General features: G+C 32.9%; 22 protein-coding genes. 3 read left to right on the forward strand and 19 right to left on the reverse strand.

Annotated features, from left to right (window positions below):
• Positions 1 to 60: 60 nt before the first annotated feature.
• The 3 genes from GLW08_RS21135 to GLW08_RS21145 form a co-directional block, all read right to left on the reverse strand.
• Positions 61 to 375 (reverse strand): hypothetical protein, encoded by a 315-nt coding sequence (locus GLW08_RS21135; RefSeq protein ID WP_160850598.1) that lies wholly within the window; start codon positions 373 to 375, stop codon positions 61 to 63.
• 36 nt (positions 376 to 411) lie between these two features.
• Positions 412 to 702: a type II toxin-antitoxin system RelE family toxin gene (locus GLW08_RS21140; RefSeq protein WP_160850599.1), complete on the reverse strand. Its 291-nt coding sequence runs from the start codon at positions 700 to 702 to the stop codon at positions 412 to 414.
• Positions 703 to 817: 115 nt separating this feature from the next.
• The gene (locus GLW08_RS21145; protein ID WP_160850600.1) at positions 818 to 1,405 is read right to left on the reverse strand and encodes a hypothetical protein; all 588 of its coding nucleotides are present in this window, start codon (positions 1,403 to 1,405) and stop codon (positions 818 to 820) included.
• Positions 1,406 to 1,650: 245 nt separating this feature from the next.
• Between GLW08_RS21145 and GLW08_RS21150 the strand changes: the two genes are divergently transcribed.
• Complete coding sequence (locus GLW08_RS21150; RefSeq protein ID WP_160850601.1) at positions 1,651 to 2,757, forward strand: tyrosine-type recombinase/integrase; 1,107 nt, start codon at positions 1,651 to 1,653, stop codon at positions 2,755 to 2,757.
• 261 nt (positions 2,758 to 3,018) lie between these two features.
• Here GLW08_RS21150 and GLW08_RS21155 read toward each other — a convergent pair whose 3' ends face one another.
• Together GLW08_RS21155 and GLW08_RS21160 are read right to left on the reverse strand one after the other, a co-directional pair.
• Entirely contained in the window at positions 3,019 to 3,531 is a 513-nt protein-coding gene (locus tag GLW08_RS21155; RefSeq protein ID WP_160850602.1) for a hypothetical protein, read from the reverse strand.
• A gap of 13 nt (positions 3,532 to 3,544) precedes the next feature.
• On the reverse strand, positions 3,545 to 4,096 hold the full coding sequence (locus tag GLW08_RS21160) for a hypothetical protein (protein ID WP_160850603.1): 552 nt from the start codon (positions 4,094 to 4,096) through the stop codon (positions 3,545 to 3,547).
• A 264-nt stretch (positions 4,097 to 4,360) separates the two neighbouring features.
• On the opposite strand from GLW08_RS21160, the gene GLW08_RS21165 reads away from it, so the two are divergent.
• A complete protein-coding gene (locus tag GLW08_RS21165) occupies positions 4,361 to 4,771 on the forward strand; it encodes a hypothetical protein (protein ID WP_160850604.1) in 411 nt (136 codons plus the stop codon).
• Positions 4,772 to 5,168: 397 nt separating this feature from the next.
• Here GLW08_RS21165 and GLW08_RS21170 read toward each other — a convergent pair whose 3' ends face one another.
• The gene (locus tag GLW08_RS21170; protein WP_160850605.1) at positions 5,169 to 6,053 is read right to left on the reverse strand and encodes a helix-turn-helix domain-containing protein; all 885 of its coding nucleotides are present in this window, start codon (positions 6,051 to 6,053) and stop codon (positions 5,169 to 5,171) included.
• 186 nt (positions 6,054 to 6,239) lie between these two features.
• Between GLW08_RS21170 and GLW08_RS21175 the strand changes: the two genes are divergently transcribed.
• Positions 6,240 to 6,386 (forward strand): hypothetical protein, encoded by a 147-nt coding sequence (locus GLW08_RS21175; RefSeq protein WP_160850606.1) that lies wholly within the window; start codon positions 6,240 to 6,242, stop codon positions 6,384 to 6,386.
• A 151-nt stretch (positions 6,387 to 6,537) separates the two neighbouring features.
• Here the strand turns inward: GLW08_RS21175 and GLW08_RS21180 are convergent, their stop codons facing one another.
• The 13 genes from GLW08_RS21180 to GLW08_RS21240 all read right to left on the reverse strand — a co-directional run bounded on the left by GLW08_RS21180 (position 6,538) and on the right by GLW08_RS21240 (position 14,578).
• The gene (locus GLW08_RS21180) at positions 6,538 to 6,933 is read right to left on the reverse strand and encodes a hypothetical protein (RefSeq protein ID WP_160850607.1); all 396 of its coding nucleotides are present in this window, start codon (positions 6,931 to 6,933) and stop codon (positions 6,538 to 6,540) included.
• Positions 6,934 to 7,281: 348 nt separating this feature from the next.
• A complete protein-coding gene (locus tag GLW08_RS21185; RefSeq protein ID WP_160850608.1) occupies positions 7,282 to 7,563 on the reverse strand; it encodes a hypothetical protein in 282 nt (93 codons plus the stop codon).
• A gap of 92 nt (positions 7,564 to 7,655) precedes the next feature.
• Positions 7,656 to 7,874 (reverse strand): XRE family transcriptional regulator, encoded by a 219-nt coding sequence (locus GLW08_RS21190; protein ID WP_160850609.1) that lies wholly within the window; start codon positions 7,872 to 7,874, stop codon positions 7,656 to 7,658.
• Between the two features lie 133 nt (positions 7,875 to 8,007).
• Entirely contained in the window at positions 8,008 to 8,457 is a 450-nt protein-coding gene (locus GLW08_RS22200) for a hypothetical protein (protein WP_160850610.1), read from the reverse strand.
• Positions 8,458 to 8,865: 408 nt separating this feature from the next.
• On the reverse strand, positions 8,866 to 9,144 hold the full coding sequence (locus tag GLW08_RS21200) for a hypothetical protein (protein WP_160850611.1): 279 nt from the start codon (positions 9,142 to 9,144) through the stop codon (positions 8,866 to 8,868).
• A 59-nt stretch (positions 9,145 to 9,203) separates the two neighbouring features.
• Positions 9,204 to 9,656, reverse strand: coding sequence for an aspartyl-phosphate phosphatase Spo0E family protein (locus GLW08_RS21205; RefSeq protein ID WP_160850612.1), 453 nt, complete (start codon positions 9,654 to 9,656; stop codon positions 9,204 to 9,206).
• 264 nt (positions 9,657 to 9,920) lie between these two features.
• The gene (locus tag GLW08_RS21210) at positions 9,921 to 10,778 is read right to left on the reverse strand and encodes a hypothetical protein (RefSeq protein ID WP_160850613.1); all 858 of its coding nucleotides are present in this window, start codon (positions 10,776 to 10,778) and stop codon (positions 9,921 to 9,923) included.
• A 112-nt stretch (positions 10,779 to 10,890) separates the two neighbouring features.
• Positions 10,891 to 11,253, reverse strand: coding sequence for a hypothetical protein (locus tag GLW08_RS21215; RefSeq protein ID WP_160850614.1), 363 nt, complete (start codon positions 11,251 to 11,253; stop codon positions 10,891 to 10,893).
• A 66-nt stretch (positions 11,254 to 11,319) separates the two neighbouring features.
• Positions 11,320 to 11,817: a hypothetical protein gene (locus GLW08_RS21220; protein ID WP_160850615.1), complete on the reverse strand. Its 498-nt coding sequence runs from the start codon at positions 11,815 to 11,817 to the stop codon at positions 11,320 to 11,322.
• 123 nt (positions 11,818 to 11,940) lie between these two features.
• Positions 11,941 to 12,228: a hypothetical protein gene (locus GLW08_RS21225; protein ID WP_160850616.1), complete on the reverse strand. Its 288-nt coding sequence runs from the start codon at positions 12,226 to 12,228 to the stop codon at positions 11,941 to 11,943.
• A 16-nt stretch (positions 12,229 to 12,244) separates the two neighbouring features.
• Complete coding sequence (locus tag GLW08_RS21230) at positions 12,245 to 12,703, reverse strand: hypothetical protein (protein WP_160850617.1); 459 nt, start codon at positions 12,701 to 12,703, stop codon at positions 12,245 to 12,247.
• 290 nt (positions 12,704 to 12,993) lie between these two features.
• Entirely contained in the window at positions 12,994 to 13,701 is a 708-nt protein-coding gene (locus tag GLW08_RS21235) for a hypothetical protein (RefSeq protein ID WP_160850618.1), read from the reverse strand.
• Positions 13,702 to 13,936: 235 nt separating this feature from the next.
• Positions 13,937 to 14,578 carry a hypothetical protein gene (locus GLW08_RS21240; protein ID WP_160850619.1) on the reverse strand — a complete coding sequence of 214 codons (642 nt, stop codon included), beginning with the start codon at positions 14,576 to 14,578 and terminating at the stop codon, positions 13,937 to 13,939.
• Positions 14,579 to 14,737: the final 159 nt, after the last annotated feature.

Consider the following 14,737-nt stretch of genomic DNA (forward strand, 5'->3'; position numbering starts at 1 on the left):
TTGAATTACTGTATTTTTTCAAAACTACTCCCCCCCTAAATTCCTATATACCTCAGCATGTTACCTATTAGAATTAGCTTTCCATGCTACTTCACAATCTTTACAAAATAAACGTTCTGAACCACTCAACCACTTTCTACCTACCTGGAATAAGCCAATCCCAAAAAGAAAGAAAAAAACTACTAACGCTACGTTTTCAAATGTATTTTCTGTACTCAAAATTGGGTTACTTGTGCTTGAAGCTAATCCGAAAAGTGAAATAGTTCCATAAAACAGAAAGGCTGCTCCAACCAATAACAAGAATGCCGGAAAAAGTACCGTTTGTCTTTTTACTACTCTATTGCTCTCGCATCTTATACACCTTTCCCACTCCATATAAATCCCTCCCATCTATCGTAATGAAAGATATTCTTACACTGCAGCAAACCATTCCGCTGGATTAGTAGAGTATGATTTGCTATTCCTAATGTCCATATGACCAACATAAATAGTTGATTCTTTAATCATGTAGAAGATACGTGCTCGTTTACATCGAATCCGCTTCACGTTTTTATTTTTGTTTAACTTGGTGCATTGATACATCTCAGGATACGGATCTTGTTGTAAAGTTGTTAGAGCTTCTTGGATATCCTCTCGTTCCTTTTTGTTGAACTTCGAAAATTCTTTTTTTACACGCTTGGATGCAAATACCACATTATACATCGTTACCTCACCTTTCTATTTTAATATTTTTATAAACGAAAACACATATATAATGGAAGAAACTCGGATTTTTTATTGGCAAGCCCCTTGTTATAAGGGGCTTGTTACAACCCTGCTACCCTATTCTTTTCTCCGCTTCTTGCTTATCATCAAATACCTGAGTCAGCTGAGGCTGTTTCAATTTATAAACTCTTCCCTCTGCATCCAAACTAACAGGGTGAACGTAATAGTATGCCTTTGTTCCTTTTCCGAAGATAACTGGAACAACATCTTTTCCATTGAATAAGAACCCTGCATGACCATCGAACCAACCAATTTCTTTCTCGAATTCTTTTCTACCTAGGGATTCAATCACTTTATCAACATTTGTAGTAGTCTCTTTTTTCACGATAAAAGGTTTAACTTGTACTACGCCCTTTGGTAAAGCTACGGACAAAGGAAATTTACGATTGGGTTTAACCTCGATGATGACACCATATCCTTTTTCGTCTTTCACGCTAACAACTTGACCGACCTTACTCTCTTGAAGGGACATCCCGTCTGCCTCAGCTATATTATATTTACATCTGCCTGATTTCCCTTCCAGGATTCGTTGAGCGAATGTTTCCTGTGCTTTCTTCAAGATATCTTCTTCCGACATCCCTTCTGTTATTTCTACTTTCACCTGAGTAGTATCAAAATCCATGTTAACTAATTTTTCCATGTTAAATTCCTCCTAAAGTGTATTTCGAAAATTCCCAATATTGAATTGGTTAACTGTATCGTAACAGAAGTATTTTGCACTTACAAGTAATAAAATAATATTAAATACACAAAACATACAAAATGTATATAAACATGGAATAATAACATGTTTTTCTATGTGAAATGAAAATATCATGATAATATAGTAAATATAATGGTATTACTAATTGTAAGTGCAAATTAATGGAAAAAGGAGGTTCAATAATGAATTTGGAAAAATTATCTACATATGAATCAAATCAACTCTTGAATTCCGATGAATTTGATTGGTTTAATCCTTCAATGTATAAAAGAGTGGTGGAATTAGGTTTTCGAAATGTCGAGTGGAATGAAATTCCAGATGAATTGTTACTTTATCTCTTTTTACATGATGAACCAAGTTTGGGTTCCAAAAGAAAGGAAACAACGAAAAAGGAGTATTTTCGAGAAGCGAAGCAATTTATGGACTATGTGTTTCAAACATCAGGTAGTATCCGATCCTTACACCATGAAGATGTACAAAATTATCAACTGCAGTTAGAGCAACAAGGATACAAGTCAACCACCTTAAGACGAAAAAGCGTTGTTATTCAACAGTTCCTATCTTACCTGGTCAACAAAGGAATTATAGATGACGATTTAACGAAGAGCATGAAAAGGATCTCGGTAAAGAAAGAAACGCTTGTGAATCGAGACTTTTATGATACGGAAGTGCAAGCGTTGCTAGACTATTACCAAGAAGAAGACTACTTCATGTACACCCTATTATATGTACTTATATCTACCGGTTTACGTATTCAAGAACTAGCGGATGCAAAATGGGGGAATGTTTTCTATCAACCAGAAGTGGGATTATATTTCTTAACAGTCGTCGGTAAGCGGGATAAAGCACGAGAGGTTCCTATTTTTGAGGATGTGTTAGAGGTCATTAAGGAATTCCGTATGAGAAGAAGATTTACTGGAGAGTTAAAGAATGACGGAACGCCTTTCTTCCCCAAAGCTAGTGGCCAACATTATAGCTTTAAGTATTTAAGTCAAAAGTTTTCAAATGAAATCCTATCGCTCCAAGGTCAATTTGAATTTATCAATCAGCGGGTGCAACGGGAAGAAGCAATGAAAGAGGAAGGTCATAATATAAAGTATCGAATTACGCCTCATACTTGCAGACACTATACTGCTTCCTATTTCTTATCCAAAGGAGCTGACCAAAAAGCGGTCCAGGATCTACTTGGCCATGAATCATCCTCTACAACAGATGGTTATTTGAGGAGGAAACGTAAATTTGAAGAACATGCAGCTGTAAAGGTTGGGAAAACCTTTATGAGTCATTGAAAATATGAAGCTGTGAGCAAATTAGATGTATAAAAGTGATAGATAATGAATAAATTTAAACATATGATCATAACAAAAAGGACTGTCTAATTAAGTTAGCAGTTTCCTTTTATTAAGAAAACATATAAAGAAGAAGGGAAACGTCCGAATTCCATTTGAACTAGGAAGATTTAAAATTACATAAAACAGGCACTACTCATTTAGTGTAATGAGATGTGCCTGTTTTTAGGTGATTTTAGTACATCTTACATTGCTTACACTTTAATTACCTGCTTTTTTAATCTCTTTCTCTATTTGCCCTTTATTTAATGAGCCATTTAAGCCTTTAATAGATGACCTGAATTTACCGTGTTTCTCTGGTACAAGAGCAGTATCTGACAATTCATAGTAATATCCATCGTCAGATTTCTTTAAGAACATTACATACACTTGCCCATTATCTACATAGTTAATAGCTTGGTTCAGTGTAATTCTATCAGGTGTCGAACCTTTGAGGACGTTTTTCACTTCTACTTCTGAGAATTGTCTATTGAATTCTTGCTGGGACTGAGGATGTTTTACAGTTTTCTTTTCAACATTTGTAACTTTCCCCATAACTATAGCGTCAGATTTAGTAGCTAATTCTTCAAAATTATATTCAGGCCAATCTGCATGTGCTTCTGAGCTAAATTCATAGGCTTGACTTTGATTTACATCAGTATTCAGAATACTCACTGAAAAAATTGTTCCCGCTGAGAATACTGTGAGTAATGATAATTGCATGAATTTATTCATTCGTTTTACCCCCTTAGTTTCTTAAATCTTTAATTTCGTTCACATCTCTTGTTCTAGGTACAGAATTAGTTCTATCACGACTGTAACTCATAATTGAATTATCTCCTACACCTTCTTTCGATTCATAGTCACCCAAGAAGAGAGCATGTCCAAATTCATGTACTGAGGTGTTGATTGCTAACTGCCAATAGGTTGCTTCATCATCATATTTAGATGAATTGTTTAAAACTTCTAATTCAGTGCGGTTGATACTTATATTGAATGAATCAACATTCCCCCCTACAATATCCGGTTGGTACAAACCTAACCAACCATCATTATAATCATAGTGAAAGAACCAATTCTCTGCATTATCAACATGATTAACCGTTACACCAATTTTTTGATTCCAATGATCGGCGGATGTATTTGATAAATAGTTAGCACTGCTACCGCTATAGTCATAAGGAATATTGTATAAGTCATAACCCGTCGACAAATACTTTGCAGCGGCAGGTACCGCTGTCATTACGAAAGCAATACCCATTACAAATGTTAGGACCTTCAATTTCATAAACTTCTTCACTAAACTTCCTCCTCATATATTTAATATTTTGTTAAGTACTTATCGATAAACATGATAGCGCCTCAACAATTACAATATTACAAAAAGGAGAAGGACAGGATGAATCACGAAAACTAGGCAATGAGTATGATCAGCAGTGATTAAATAACTCTGGGTTTGATATGAGAGGAGACACACAAAAATTATGAATATGTTCATATTTAGGTGATTAATAATATTGTTTGTATTAACATTAAAATATCATTTTTAAAGGAGGGAAATCCTATGAGCTTAATTATTAATAAGCACTTACTTAGTTTTAAGCTTATCTTAGTGTTATTCTTTATAGTTCTTAGTGGTTGTAATTACGTCACAAACAATGACGAGGTTGAGAAAGTAGAAGTTTCTAAAATGAATATACACGGGGACACAAATTTAATCAAAACCTTGAGAGGTAAAGAAATGAATGCTGTTTTGGAGATTTCACAAAAAGCTAAAGAACAAAGCGACAGTATTGATATGGCATATGGGGATTATGAGATAGAAGTTCATTTAAATACTGGAGAAAAGATTAAATTCACTTTATATTTTTCGTCAGCAGGAACCTCCGGTATTGTTATGAAAGATCCGACTTTTTACTCTGATCTAGATAAAACTGATATCAGTAATTTCAAAGCTGCTCTCAAAAATCAATAATCATTATAAACAACAAAACCTCCATATACATTCAGGAGGCTTAGTTGTTCATTCACATCACTTCACTTTTACACTCAACACTTTGGCAATGAGTAAAACGGAAGCCAACGCTATGTTGTGAATATTTTGAAAGGAGGCATTTACATGAGTATTCAAAACTTAGAAGCCATTTAAATAACATTGCTATGAATAGTGAAGCCACAATTCTAACGCAACATAACCCTTAGCGTACATTTTCCGCTTTTTGCTGTCTGAACCCCTATTGCAAAATAAGTACACCAATAAACGTTGTATCTAAATACTAAGTTGTAATCACCCTTTACTATAAAAATCATAGTTTTTGTGAAAATATTCATAATAATGTTCCTAAACTTTGAAAATCTTTTATTTTAAATGATTATTTAATGATTCCATAACGATAAAAAGAATCGATTTCCTTTCTTACTAACTCACCTAAATTATTTCTTTCTTGAAGAAAAAATATATCCTGTGATTTTTTCCAATGTTGCATCCCTTTTTCAGTGTTATTAATTAATACATAATTTCTTCCTATTTGGTAATGAAATTCACCAAATAAGAACATTTCTTCCCTTCTTATACATTGCTTTATCCCTTCCTGACACCATTTTATAGAGTTCTTATGATCCTTGCTGTCAGTTAATACTTTAGATGAATTGTATAAGGTCTTTAAATAAATTCTCTTTTCTCTGAATTCAAGAAACTCTTGAGCAATGAAGCGCCCAATTTCTAAATATTGCGTGGCCTTACTTAACTCCGATTCATTTCGAAATATGATTCCTATGCTATTCAAAACTTGTATATCTAATTCTGTGTGCAGTTTACTTAAATCCTTATCTGACAAGCAAGTATGAAGGATGTCTATAGCATTCTGATAATCATTCTGAGAATGGTATAATATAATGCCCCTGTGCCAGTTCAAGTATTTCTTATTTGCCTCTATACGAAATGCGGGAACATCTTTTTCAGACCGTATAATCTCCTTGATTAAGTGATAATCTCTATCTCTTCTTGCTGCATCTAATTGTTGTTTAACCTCCTCAATATAATCGAGTCGGAGAATATTTTGCTGGTCTGTAAAAAAGTGAATGTTTACACCAAGTTTCTTGGTAATTTCTAAAAGAATATTATATGAAGGGGTAATTTGATTCTGTTCTATACGACTAATTTCAGATTGGGTACATATCCCATAGGCAAGTGCTTCCTGAGAGATATTTAACTTCTTTCTTATTTGTTTAACCTTATCACCTAGTGTTTTTTCCATAAAAAGACCTTCTTCCGATTATGAATATTTTCATAGTTTAATAGAAAAAGAGCGTAATTTTAAAATTTATGTCTACATATTCCTATTAATGTTACACAAGAATACATGACTGAGTTGCTTGTACTATTATTTTACTTTAAATTGGAAAATAGATACAATAAACATTAGTATAAATGGGGGAAAAATATGAGGAAATTAATCTATCTATTCGGAATTATCATTATTTCTTTGAGTACTATAGGAAGCACAAATGACTATCATTCCACTGCTATAGAAAAAAATTCTGTGAAGACAGATGATATAGTAACGAATGATTTACCTGATCAACACTAGTTTCTTAGTGAATCTCAATAATGAATATATATAATAACCATTGTACAATTCTAGAAGTAATAGATTTTGGCTCAAGAAAAAGAGTAAAATTCAATTTGAAAAGGACCACCTTCTTAAAGGCAGTCCTTTTTCTTATGGTCTATAATTATCTCTAATATTTAAAAACATACTTTCCTAAATGGTTTTGTATTACTCGTTTGAAATAATAATCATCATTATTATTTTCTCGCATTTTAATAATAAGTTCCTCATATAAAAACATCTTCCCTTTTTCATACCGATACCGTATTTTGAATGTAGCAATATCCCGGTTGTCTTTTTTAATTTGGGAAATATCTCTTTTTTGTATGAATGAATCACCATAAGAAATGCCATCTTTACAAATTGTAATGCTTATTCCCTTCTTATCACGAAAGTGGGCTTTCTCATTTATGATATATGAATTGTACTTTTTGTTCTCTAATAGTTGTTTTCCAAGATAAATGATTCCAATACAAATAAACACAAACAACGGAACGAGTAAAGCTCCCCAAATTGCACCGGTCATAGCTGCTCCACCAATAAGACAAAACACAAAAATATATAAAAATATACAACCCCAAGATTCTTGAGATCTATATGGATTGTGATAAATAATAATTCCTCCCTTCTTCATCTTATTAATTTGATAAGGCATATAATGGCAAAAAAAAAACACACTCCACCTAATAGTTTAGGTAAGTGCGTTTTCCGCCTGGTATTGAATTAATATAATACTAGTTTACCATAAATTAGTTCTTAAAGAGTAATTGAAATATATAATTGCATTATTCAATAAGATCGCATAAGCTAGCATATTGCTAAAAACTTTATTTTATAACATTGTTCGGAGTTGCTACTGTGTATTAATAAAGAACTATGAAACTTTAACTGTCTTGTATAATTCACCAATCTTGGCTGCCACATCATTTAAATGATTTCGGAGCTCATCAGGAACAGTTAATTGACTCATCCATTCTCCAGGAGTACCATTCATCAAGATTAGTGACCTTTTAGACACGAATAAAGTTCTGATTTTATTATGCTTTATGGTAACTTTCCATAAATACTCATGGTGTTCATCCTTACTTAAACCCTGGAGTATATTATCAGCTCCTCCGGCTGAGTCACGTTCAATGCGCTTTAATTGATGAATCATTTTTAATCTCCCCCAGTCACGTATATCGTTATATATTCAATAGATATGTTGCAAAGGAGAGATATATTCTAATATTAAACAAATAAACCGTATTAATCCCAAAGGTCATCCATTCTAATTGTTGAATCATATTCTCTTAAAGCTCTAATAATTCTTTTGCTTGTATTCATGGTAGGATTTTTTGTTTTATTATTAGCAAGGCTACATATAGTACTCTTGCTGATTTTCGATTTTTTAGATAACCAGTCTAATTTAATATCATGGCGATCTATGAATTTGCCAAATTTGGAACGGGAATTCTTAACCACCATAATGAGTATACCTCCTTTTTGTTCTGTTCATCGAACTCTTTGTGAGTCTAATACGCCTTTTACTCTCATATAATCATGCTACCAAGGAGCAGAGATTTTATCTCCTTGGTAGCAAGGCACATTCCAAAAAAGATTAGCTAACTTTGTCTACTTTAGCAGAAAACTGCTGAACCTTTTGAAATATTTCTTTGTAAGTTTGAATTTCATCATTCAAATCCTTGATTTCAGATTGTAGATTATCATTTTCGGTTCTTAGTCTATACATGTTCTCTTGTACGTCTTGCAAAAACTCAATTAGTCCTTGAAGGTTATAATACTCTACTGGCTTTTTGGTTGAACGTGTAGCAGCTACTTTTGCTTGCTTAGCTTTAATAAATTCTTCTTTGTAGATTTTCCGTAAGTTATTATTCCAACGATACCCACATGCAGCGGTTGTGCGATTAAGTATATTACCTACCTCTTCAAAAGCCTTCGTTTGAGTACTTCCTTCCGCTACATGCTTTATGACTTTCTCTGCAAGAAGCTCATCCTGCTTTGATGACCAACTATCAATACGCCCTTTTCTTTTTGTACCCTTCCCCACTCTACTCACCTCGTATTTAATTTGACTATTTACAGATTTGACAGATTAACAGAATAATATACTTAAAATATTCGATACTATTAAAAAATGCCCCCAATAAGGAGGCATTACTTTGTTGTAATTAGGATTGATTGTTAAACCTAGAGGAGGTTGAGAGAATCATTACAAAGAGAATGATCGGCATTGAATATAGGATATAGAAACTCTTAATTTCTATAAAGTATTGTATAAACCAATCTCCAAAATAGGACCATATTGGAAGTATCCCTATAAAAGCAATAACCGCAATTTCAAAGCGTAGAAAGCTGTATAAGGATAAAAGCACTGCTACTATAAGAAACATAAAGAATACTATATAACTTCCTCCCATATCATTGGCCCCTCCCTTTCTAATGCACTCATTACGAGTTAATTAGCATATACTTTAATTTCACTCTTCTCTTGAACAATTTTAATGTCATCCATAATATCGTATTGATTAAAGTCCTCTTCACCTATTTCCAGCTTATTTTCTCCATTATGGCTATCTATAACTATATAATAGCTGTTGTTTTCCTCGTATTTATCCAATACCTTTCTTTCCATCGTTAAGCTCTCAATAACAGTAGAGTCTTTCGGCATATAATTAATATATAATAAGGCCGTGATCACCAAAAGCACTCCTATCAAGCCTAACTTAATTTTCATAGTACATTCCTCTTTTCTATTTATGTTAATCTCGCCCTCTACTACCTTTTGTTCAAATCTTAAACAATTGCTTGATAGTAGTTTAATACCGTATCTAAGTTTTGAGATGTTTGTACAACTTTGTCGTCCGAATTACCATACTCCTCAGCAAGTTTGTACATTTTGGTTCTTAACTCTTTTATTTGGAATTCTAGAATTCTTTTTTGCTGGTTTTCACTATGTTCATTACTTTGTTTAATTTGTTCTATTAACGTATCTTTATTTTGGATTTCAGAAAAAGGAATAACAGGGAGCCCTTCATCACCTTGAGTTTCAATAGGAACTATATCTCCCTTATCTAAGGATGGATAAAAAACGGAACCTTCTGTTAGTTCACAAAAATATATAGAACCTTTCGAAACATCTGATACGACACATTCCATAACCTTCGCTTTAACATGTTCACCTAGTCTTTTTTTATAATCTTTATTGGATAAAGGGATGATAATCTTGATTTGTACTTCTTTAAACATGTGAATCACCTTATTTCATAGTTTTATTTAGCTGTGATATTAAAAACGAATACACGTCATTTGGTCTCTGGAAACATTCATGGAGGTAACTTCCTTCAATTGATTCAATTTCATAAAGTTCAGCTGGATTAAGTGAAATATTATAATGTTCAATGACGATACTTTCACCTAAACCAAGTTTTTTTTAAATCAAGGAGAAGTGGATCATAGTCACTGACATAATTATAAATGGATAGCTGCTCTCCCACTTTACCCACTCCCATTTTATTCTTGCTTAATCTTTCGTTTAATAAATTCAATGTAGTTATCGGACTTGATTAACATTTCTGTTTGTTGCTTTTCATTATAATCATTTTTTCTAAGGTTGCCGTACACAAGTACATCCTTGTCTAATAATTGGGCTTCAGTATAGGTGAAGTGTTTCCAATACTTTTGAAATAGCACTAATGTAAATGTTATGCCTTCTATACTTTCAAAATTAATATACTTAACCTTTTCCCTATTAGTAATCTTCTTTACTTTTCCGTAAACAAAGTAACCTGAATTTGGATTAAGCAACCCATTCCACAACGAATCATGGGCCTTAACTTGATTTAAAACTAAATCTGATAAAGGGATTTTTCTTCCACCGCCAATATTAACTAAGATGGAAGAAATAACGTCCGGTTCATAGGATGTTAGTAGCGTAACTACACTCTTAACTGAACTTATGGATTGTGGAGGTTTATTTTCATCCTTAATTTTCACTTCGGATTCTTTCTTATCTTTTGACTCATTTTCAGTTTGTGTTGAATTTGTTTCATACTCAGGATCTATACGGTTCATGTTCACTTTAATGATGGTTTCTTTGACACCCTTATCAAATAAGTCTTTTTGATACTCACTAACTTTCTCTAGTGAATCGACGAAATCCATAGGCTCATAAAACCCGCACCCCTTTTGGTGTTTCGAATCGTTCTTGCCTGTGGTTTTAAAATGAGGGGTCGAACCTTCATGAGAAGGGACAAAAATTACTGGTGCATTACAGTTCTTATCAATGCAATAAATACGACTACCATGCGTATCTTGTTCATATTCGTTAGCATGGACAAGACTACCATTGTTCAATAGAGCTGTTTGCAATGATTAACTCCTTCCCGCAAAAAAACGCACCTCTTCCATTACGATAGAAGTTGTGCGTTTTCCGCCTTCGATAATATTTTAATCCAATAAAACTAAACATTTATCACTATCTTTATAGTGACAAGGAGGGCTTTGGTTCTTCACCACATTGAATCTCAACCATATCATCAACAACTTTATTCAAGCGAGTTATGAGAGTAGCATAGTTTTGGTCAGAATTTGATTTAATTTTAACTAAAATCGTTGCTAAATCTTGAAAGGTGTCACCAGACTTAGTCACTGATAAAGTCACAAATAAATCAGTGTCAAAAGGGAAAGAATCTGTATTATCTTCTATTTGAACTAGAGCATACGTTTTTTTGGTTTCAACAATAACTAAAGCTTCTTTGTCAGAGTTTGCAATCGTATAATACTGTTCTAGATTAGATTGGTAAAAGCCTACTAACTTATCTTGAATTTGACCTTCTTTTATCATATTACCTACTCCCTTTTATATTGTTTTAGCTTTTAAATTAAGCAATATGGCTGAACCTGGACTTAACTAAAAAGTATGCCATTCTTTAGGACGTGTTTCTGGAAGCCATAAGGTTCCATCTTTTTGTATCATTCCATATTGACCGTATCCATCTTCTTCTACTATCCAAGTTAATTGATGTCTCATTTCTTTACTTTGGATATGCACTGGTTCGTGAGGAGGAGCTGTACTTTTTCTAACGAAAGGGCTCCATCCAAATTCAAATTCCTGATTTAGTACAATATTCTGGTCTGATAGGTTCAAAACCCATACACCAAATTGTTTTTGTTCATTCACGTACCATAACATGTCTTCTCTAATCGGTTCACAAGGTGGTTCAATAGGATAACCTTCATATACTGTGCTTTCTCTAACATTCTCTCTCCATTCGATTGCCTCTTTTTGATACTTTACATAATCATTGGCAACCTCTATTGGAAATAGGTCATAAATACTTGTTGAACTATATGTTTTAACATTTTTAACACGATCTAATGGAAAAGCAACAACGTTAGATTTGTTCATATTTCATCACCTCGGAAGTTTTCTAATTATCTTCTCTGTTCTTCCTTTATACACTAAATCGAAGATAGTGCTTTTAATGTATAAAGGAAGAATCCTACCCACACTGAAGTAGGATCTACCACGTCATTCGATAAACGGTAGCAATAAGTAAGGAGATACAGCAAAAACGATTGCTATAAAAATAAATCCATATGCTAAAAATCGCCACAGTCTCACTAATTGAGGGTTTTTCCGCACTTTAAACAACTGATAAATTACAATACAAATTAGTGCAGTTATGGAGCAAACTATAACTCCCCATTGTTGTAAAAAGGCTAAAAGCTCAACTACAAAATTCTCCATCTCTTCATCTGTAGGTAACGACGGCAGCATCGTATCATTTTTTAATCCAATAGAGTTATCCTTGCTCATATTTTTTCATCACCCACTAGGCTTCGTCATACATGCCATTATTTACCATTTCTTTAATAGACATGATTTTTGTTTTTATGTCATTCATTTTGAGAAGCGATTCAGACTCGTACTTAACATAAACGCCATTTTCAAAGTGAAAGATCAGTTTACCAGCGATTTCAGTTCTAGAACTAATGTACTGATTAATAACAAAGCTTATGTTTTCGATAGCAAATATAAGGTTTGGGATGTTTGGTTCTTTTGGAAGCTTTTTAGCTTTCATAAAACCATCTTCATCCTTCTCCATTTGCGCAACATGATGAACTCTAGTGCTATGCTCTCCTCTATGACTCAACAATACTTCCAATGATCCATTTCCACTCTCATCACATGTCATAAACGGGTTTTCCTCTTCCAAAGAATAAATCAACATCGCAATGACATTTTCAGCTACCTTTTGACGATGGTTGTTTTTCGTTACTGTGCTTGGCATATTAACATTCCTTTCTATATTAAATAGTAGATAAGATTTGAAAGAATGGGCTAGTTTGGAAATTCATGTTGAAATATGTAACTTATGACTGGTATATTTGTATCAGTTTCAATAACAAATACAACTAACCTCGTACACAATAATACATATATATGTATTACTTGTCCACACCTTTTGGAAAAATTATGAGAAATATGTCTAGTTTATTCCAAACCCATCCTCTTTAATAAGAATAATTACCTATTCCCATTAAACAAAATAGATTAGGTATAGAGAGGGAAAAACCCCCTCTATGAAACCTTTTCTATATCTTCTTCATCCTCGTTATGGACTATTGGTTTCCATATCTTATTCAAATACCAATGCCCATCTTCAATAATTACTTGTCCAATAAACAGTTCATTTTCTTCGTACTCATCAAACTTATTATGATCAAAAACTCTTTCCTTCGTACCATCAGATACTAATACCAAGAAATCATCAAACTTCTCTTGTATCCTACCAGCTATGTAATAGTATCCCCTTATAGGATTATCAACGAGCTGTAGGTCTACTTCTGGAAATAGTTCGGTAGGAATCGATGAATCTATCTCAAATAGTTCATCTTGTACATATTCCTCCACATCATTCTCGTGTTCCAAGTTATCTACTTCTTCGTAACCAATCTTATTTAAGAAAGCTACTGCATTTGTATCCAGGTCAACTTCTTCAAGTTCATCTGGAACTAATGACTCTTCAACATATTGCGGAGCTTCTACAAGAGATTCGTCAAATACTATGTCTTCATACATTGGATAGTCAATTCCCCTTATATCCGATTCATTGGTCTCATATGAAAGGGGAGGAAATTCTGTAGCATCCTCCTGTGTAAATGATTCATTATCTTGTTCAAACAAAGTTCCCCTTGCATTCTTCCTTGCCTCTGCACCCTTCGAAAGAAAATACAGATTCAAAGAAAACAGAGTAAAAAGAATCATTAACACTAATAATGTGTTCATAAAAGCTTCCTCCTTGTGTAAATAAATGTATATATTAAAAAAAGCCATAGGAATCCTATGACTCTTCATTTCCGTAATTAAATTTGCACATAAAAAAGAACAAGCTCTATGTGCAGACTTCTTCCTAAAAAGAAATGTCACCACATAGGGCTTGTTGCTTCGGAAACCAGGCTCAAATAAATAGAGCAATTAATAAATTAATATACAGTCATTATATCTTACTAGTTTAGATAACTCAACGTTGGTTTAGTTTTTTTTCAAAAGATTTATAGTTACTTATGACATTTGCATAATGTTCATTATCGTATTTCAATAAAAACCTTCTCATCGTCCTTTGACTCCCAGGAAATTGAAAGGAAACAGAATCTACAACATTTACTAATCTCGATATCATATGTCGACTTTTATTAAATATCTCCTGTAATTGTCTCGTAGATTTCCAACGATCCTTAAAAAACAGGTTAATTATTTCCTCCTGAATTTCTAATGGAATCGTTCTATTAGAATAAGTGTACCTTTCTAAAGAATTATTGGTATCTTCAAACCAATTCACTGAGATATTAAAGTTTCTAAATATATAATCTTTGAAATCATCAAAATCTATATAAATTTTATGCCTGGTACCCAACCCCTCAGGTATTTTGAAATGCCGGATGCCTGTTCGTTCTATCTCTGGATTATCATCTAAGAAATGCCTTTCAAACGTGACTCGATTAATGTCCAGTTTTTCTACATAAGAAGTTAGAGGAAGTATCATGTCGAATTTATATTTTTCTTTAAGTTCATCACTATGTAATATATCTTCAACTGGTTTGTTTTGTACATCTATATCTTTTTCTATTTCTAATAAAATTATGTTACTACGGTTAAATCCCATTATACTTTCTCCTTCTTCTTTTTAGCTTGCAATTAATAATAAAAAAATAATATAACTGTTTTATTATATTATTTAAAGTTTAATCCGACAAATTATAAAATAAAACGATAATATAGTAAAAAAAACCTAGTATTTAGTTAAATACTAGGTCTAAAATCC

This window comes from Pontibacillus yanchengensis (assembly GCF_009856295.1).
Lineage (GTDB): Bacteria > Bacillota > Bacilli > Bacillales > BH030062 > Pontibacillus > Pontibacillus yanchengensis_A.

Excerpts from the sequence above, each read along its gene's own strand:
- GLW08_RS21135 (WP_160850598.1), bottom strand. The coding sequence starts at position 375 with ATGGAGTGGGAAAGGTGTATAAGATGCGAGAGCAATAGAGTAGTAAAA.
- GLW08_RS21140 (WP_160850599.1), bottom strand. The coding sequence starts at position 702 with ATGTATAATGTGGTATTTGCATCCAAGCGTGTAAAAAAAGAATTTTCG.
- GLW08_RS21145 (WP_160850600.1), bottom strand. The coding sequence starts at position 1,405 with ATGGAAAAATTAGTTAACATGGATTTTGATACTACTCAGGTGAAAGTA.
- GLW08_RS21150 (WP_160850601.1), top strand. The coding sequence starts at position 1,651 with ATGAATTTGGAAAAATTATCTACATATGAATCAAATCAACTCTTGAAT.
- GLW08_RS21155 (WP_160850602.1), bottom strand. The coding sequence starts at position 3,531 with ATGAATAAATTCATGCAATTATCATTACTCACAGTATTCTCAGCGGGA.
- GLW08_RS21165 (WP_160850604.1), top strand. The coding sequence starts at position 4,361 with ATGAGCTTAATTATTAATAAGCACTTACTTAGTTTTAAGCTTATCTTA.
- GLW08_RS21170 (WP_160850605.1), bottom strand. The coding sequence starts at position 6,053 with ATGGAAAAAACACTAGGTGATAAGGTTAAACAAATAAGAAAGAAGTTA.
- GLW08_RS21175 (WP_160850606.1), top strand. The coding sequence starts at position 6,240 with ATGAGGAAATTAATCTATCTATTCGGAATTATCATTATTTCTTTGAGT.
- GLW08_RS21180 (WP_160850607.1), bottom strand. The coding sequence starts at position 6,933 with ATGACCGGTGCAATTTGGGGAGCTTTACTCGTTCCGTTGTTTGTGTTT.
- GLW08_RS21185 (WP_160850608.1), bottom strand. The coding sequence starts at position 7,563 with ATGATTCATCAATTAAAGCGCATTGAACGTGACTCAGCCGGAGGAGCT.
- GLW08_RS21190 (WP_160850609.1), bottom strand. The coding sequence starts at position 7,874 with ATGGTGGTTAAGAATTCCCGTTCCAAATTTGGCAAATTCATAGATCGC.
- GLW08_RS21200 (WP_160850611.1), bottom strand. The coding sequence starts at position 9,144 with ATGAAAATTAAGTTAGGCTTGATAGGAGTGCTTTTGGTGATCACGGCC.
- GLW08_RS21205 (WP_160850612.1), bottom strand. The coding sequence starts at position 9,656 with ATGTTTAAAGAAGTACAAATCAAGATTATCATCCCTTTATCCAATAAA.
- GLW08_RS21215 (WP_160850614.1), bottom strand. The coding sequence starts at position 11,253 with ATGATAAAAGAAGGTCAAATTCAAGATAAGTTAGTAGGCTTTTACCAA.
- GLW08_RS21220 (WP_160850615.1), bottom strand. The coding sequence starts at position 11,817 with ATGAACAAATCTAACGTTGTTGCTTTTCCATTAGATCGTGTTAAAAAT.
- GLW08_RS21225 (WP_160850616.1), bottom strand. The coding sequence starts at position 12,228 with ATGAGCAAGGATAACTCTATTGGATTAAAAAATGATACGATGCTGCCG.
- GLW08_RS21230 (WP_160850617.1), bottom strand. The coding sequence starts at position 12,703 with ATGCCAAGCACAGTAACGAAAAACAACCATCGTCAAAAGGTAGCTGAA.
- GLW08_RS21235 (WP_160850618.1), bottom strand. The coding sequence starts at position 13,701 with ATGAACACATTATTAGTGTTAATGATTCTTTTTACTCTGTTTTCTTTG.
- GLW08_RS21240 (WP_160850619.1), bottom strand. The coding sequence starts at position 14,578 with ATGGGATTTAACCGTAGTAACATAATTTTATTAGAAATAGAAAAAGAT.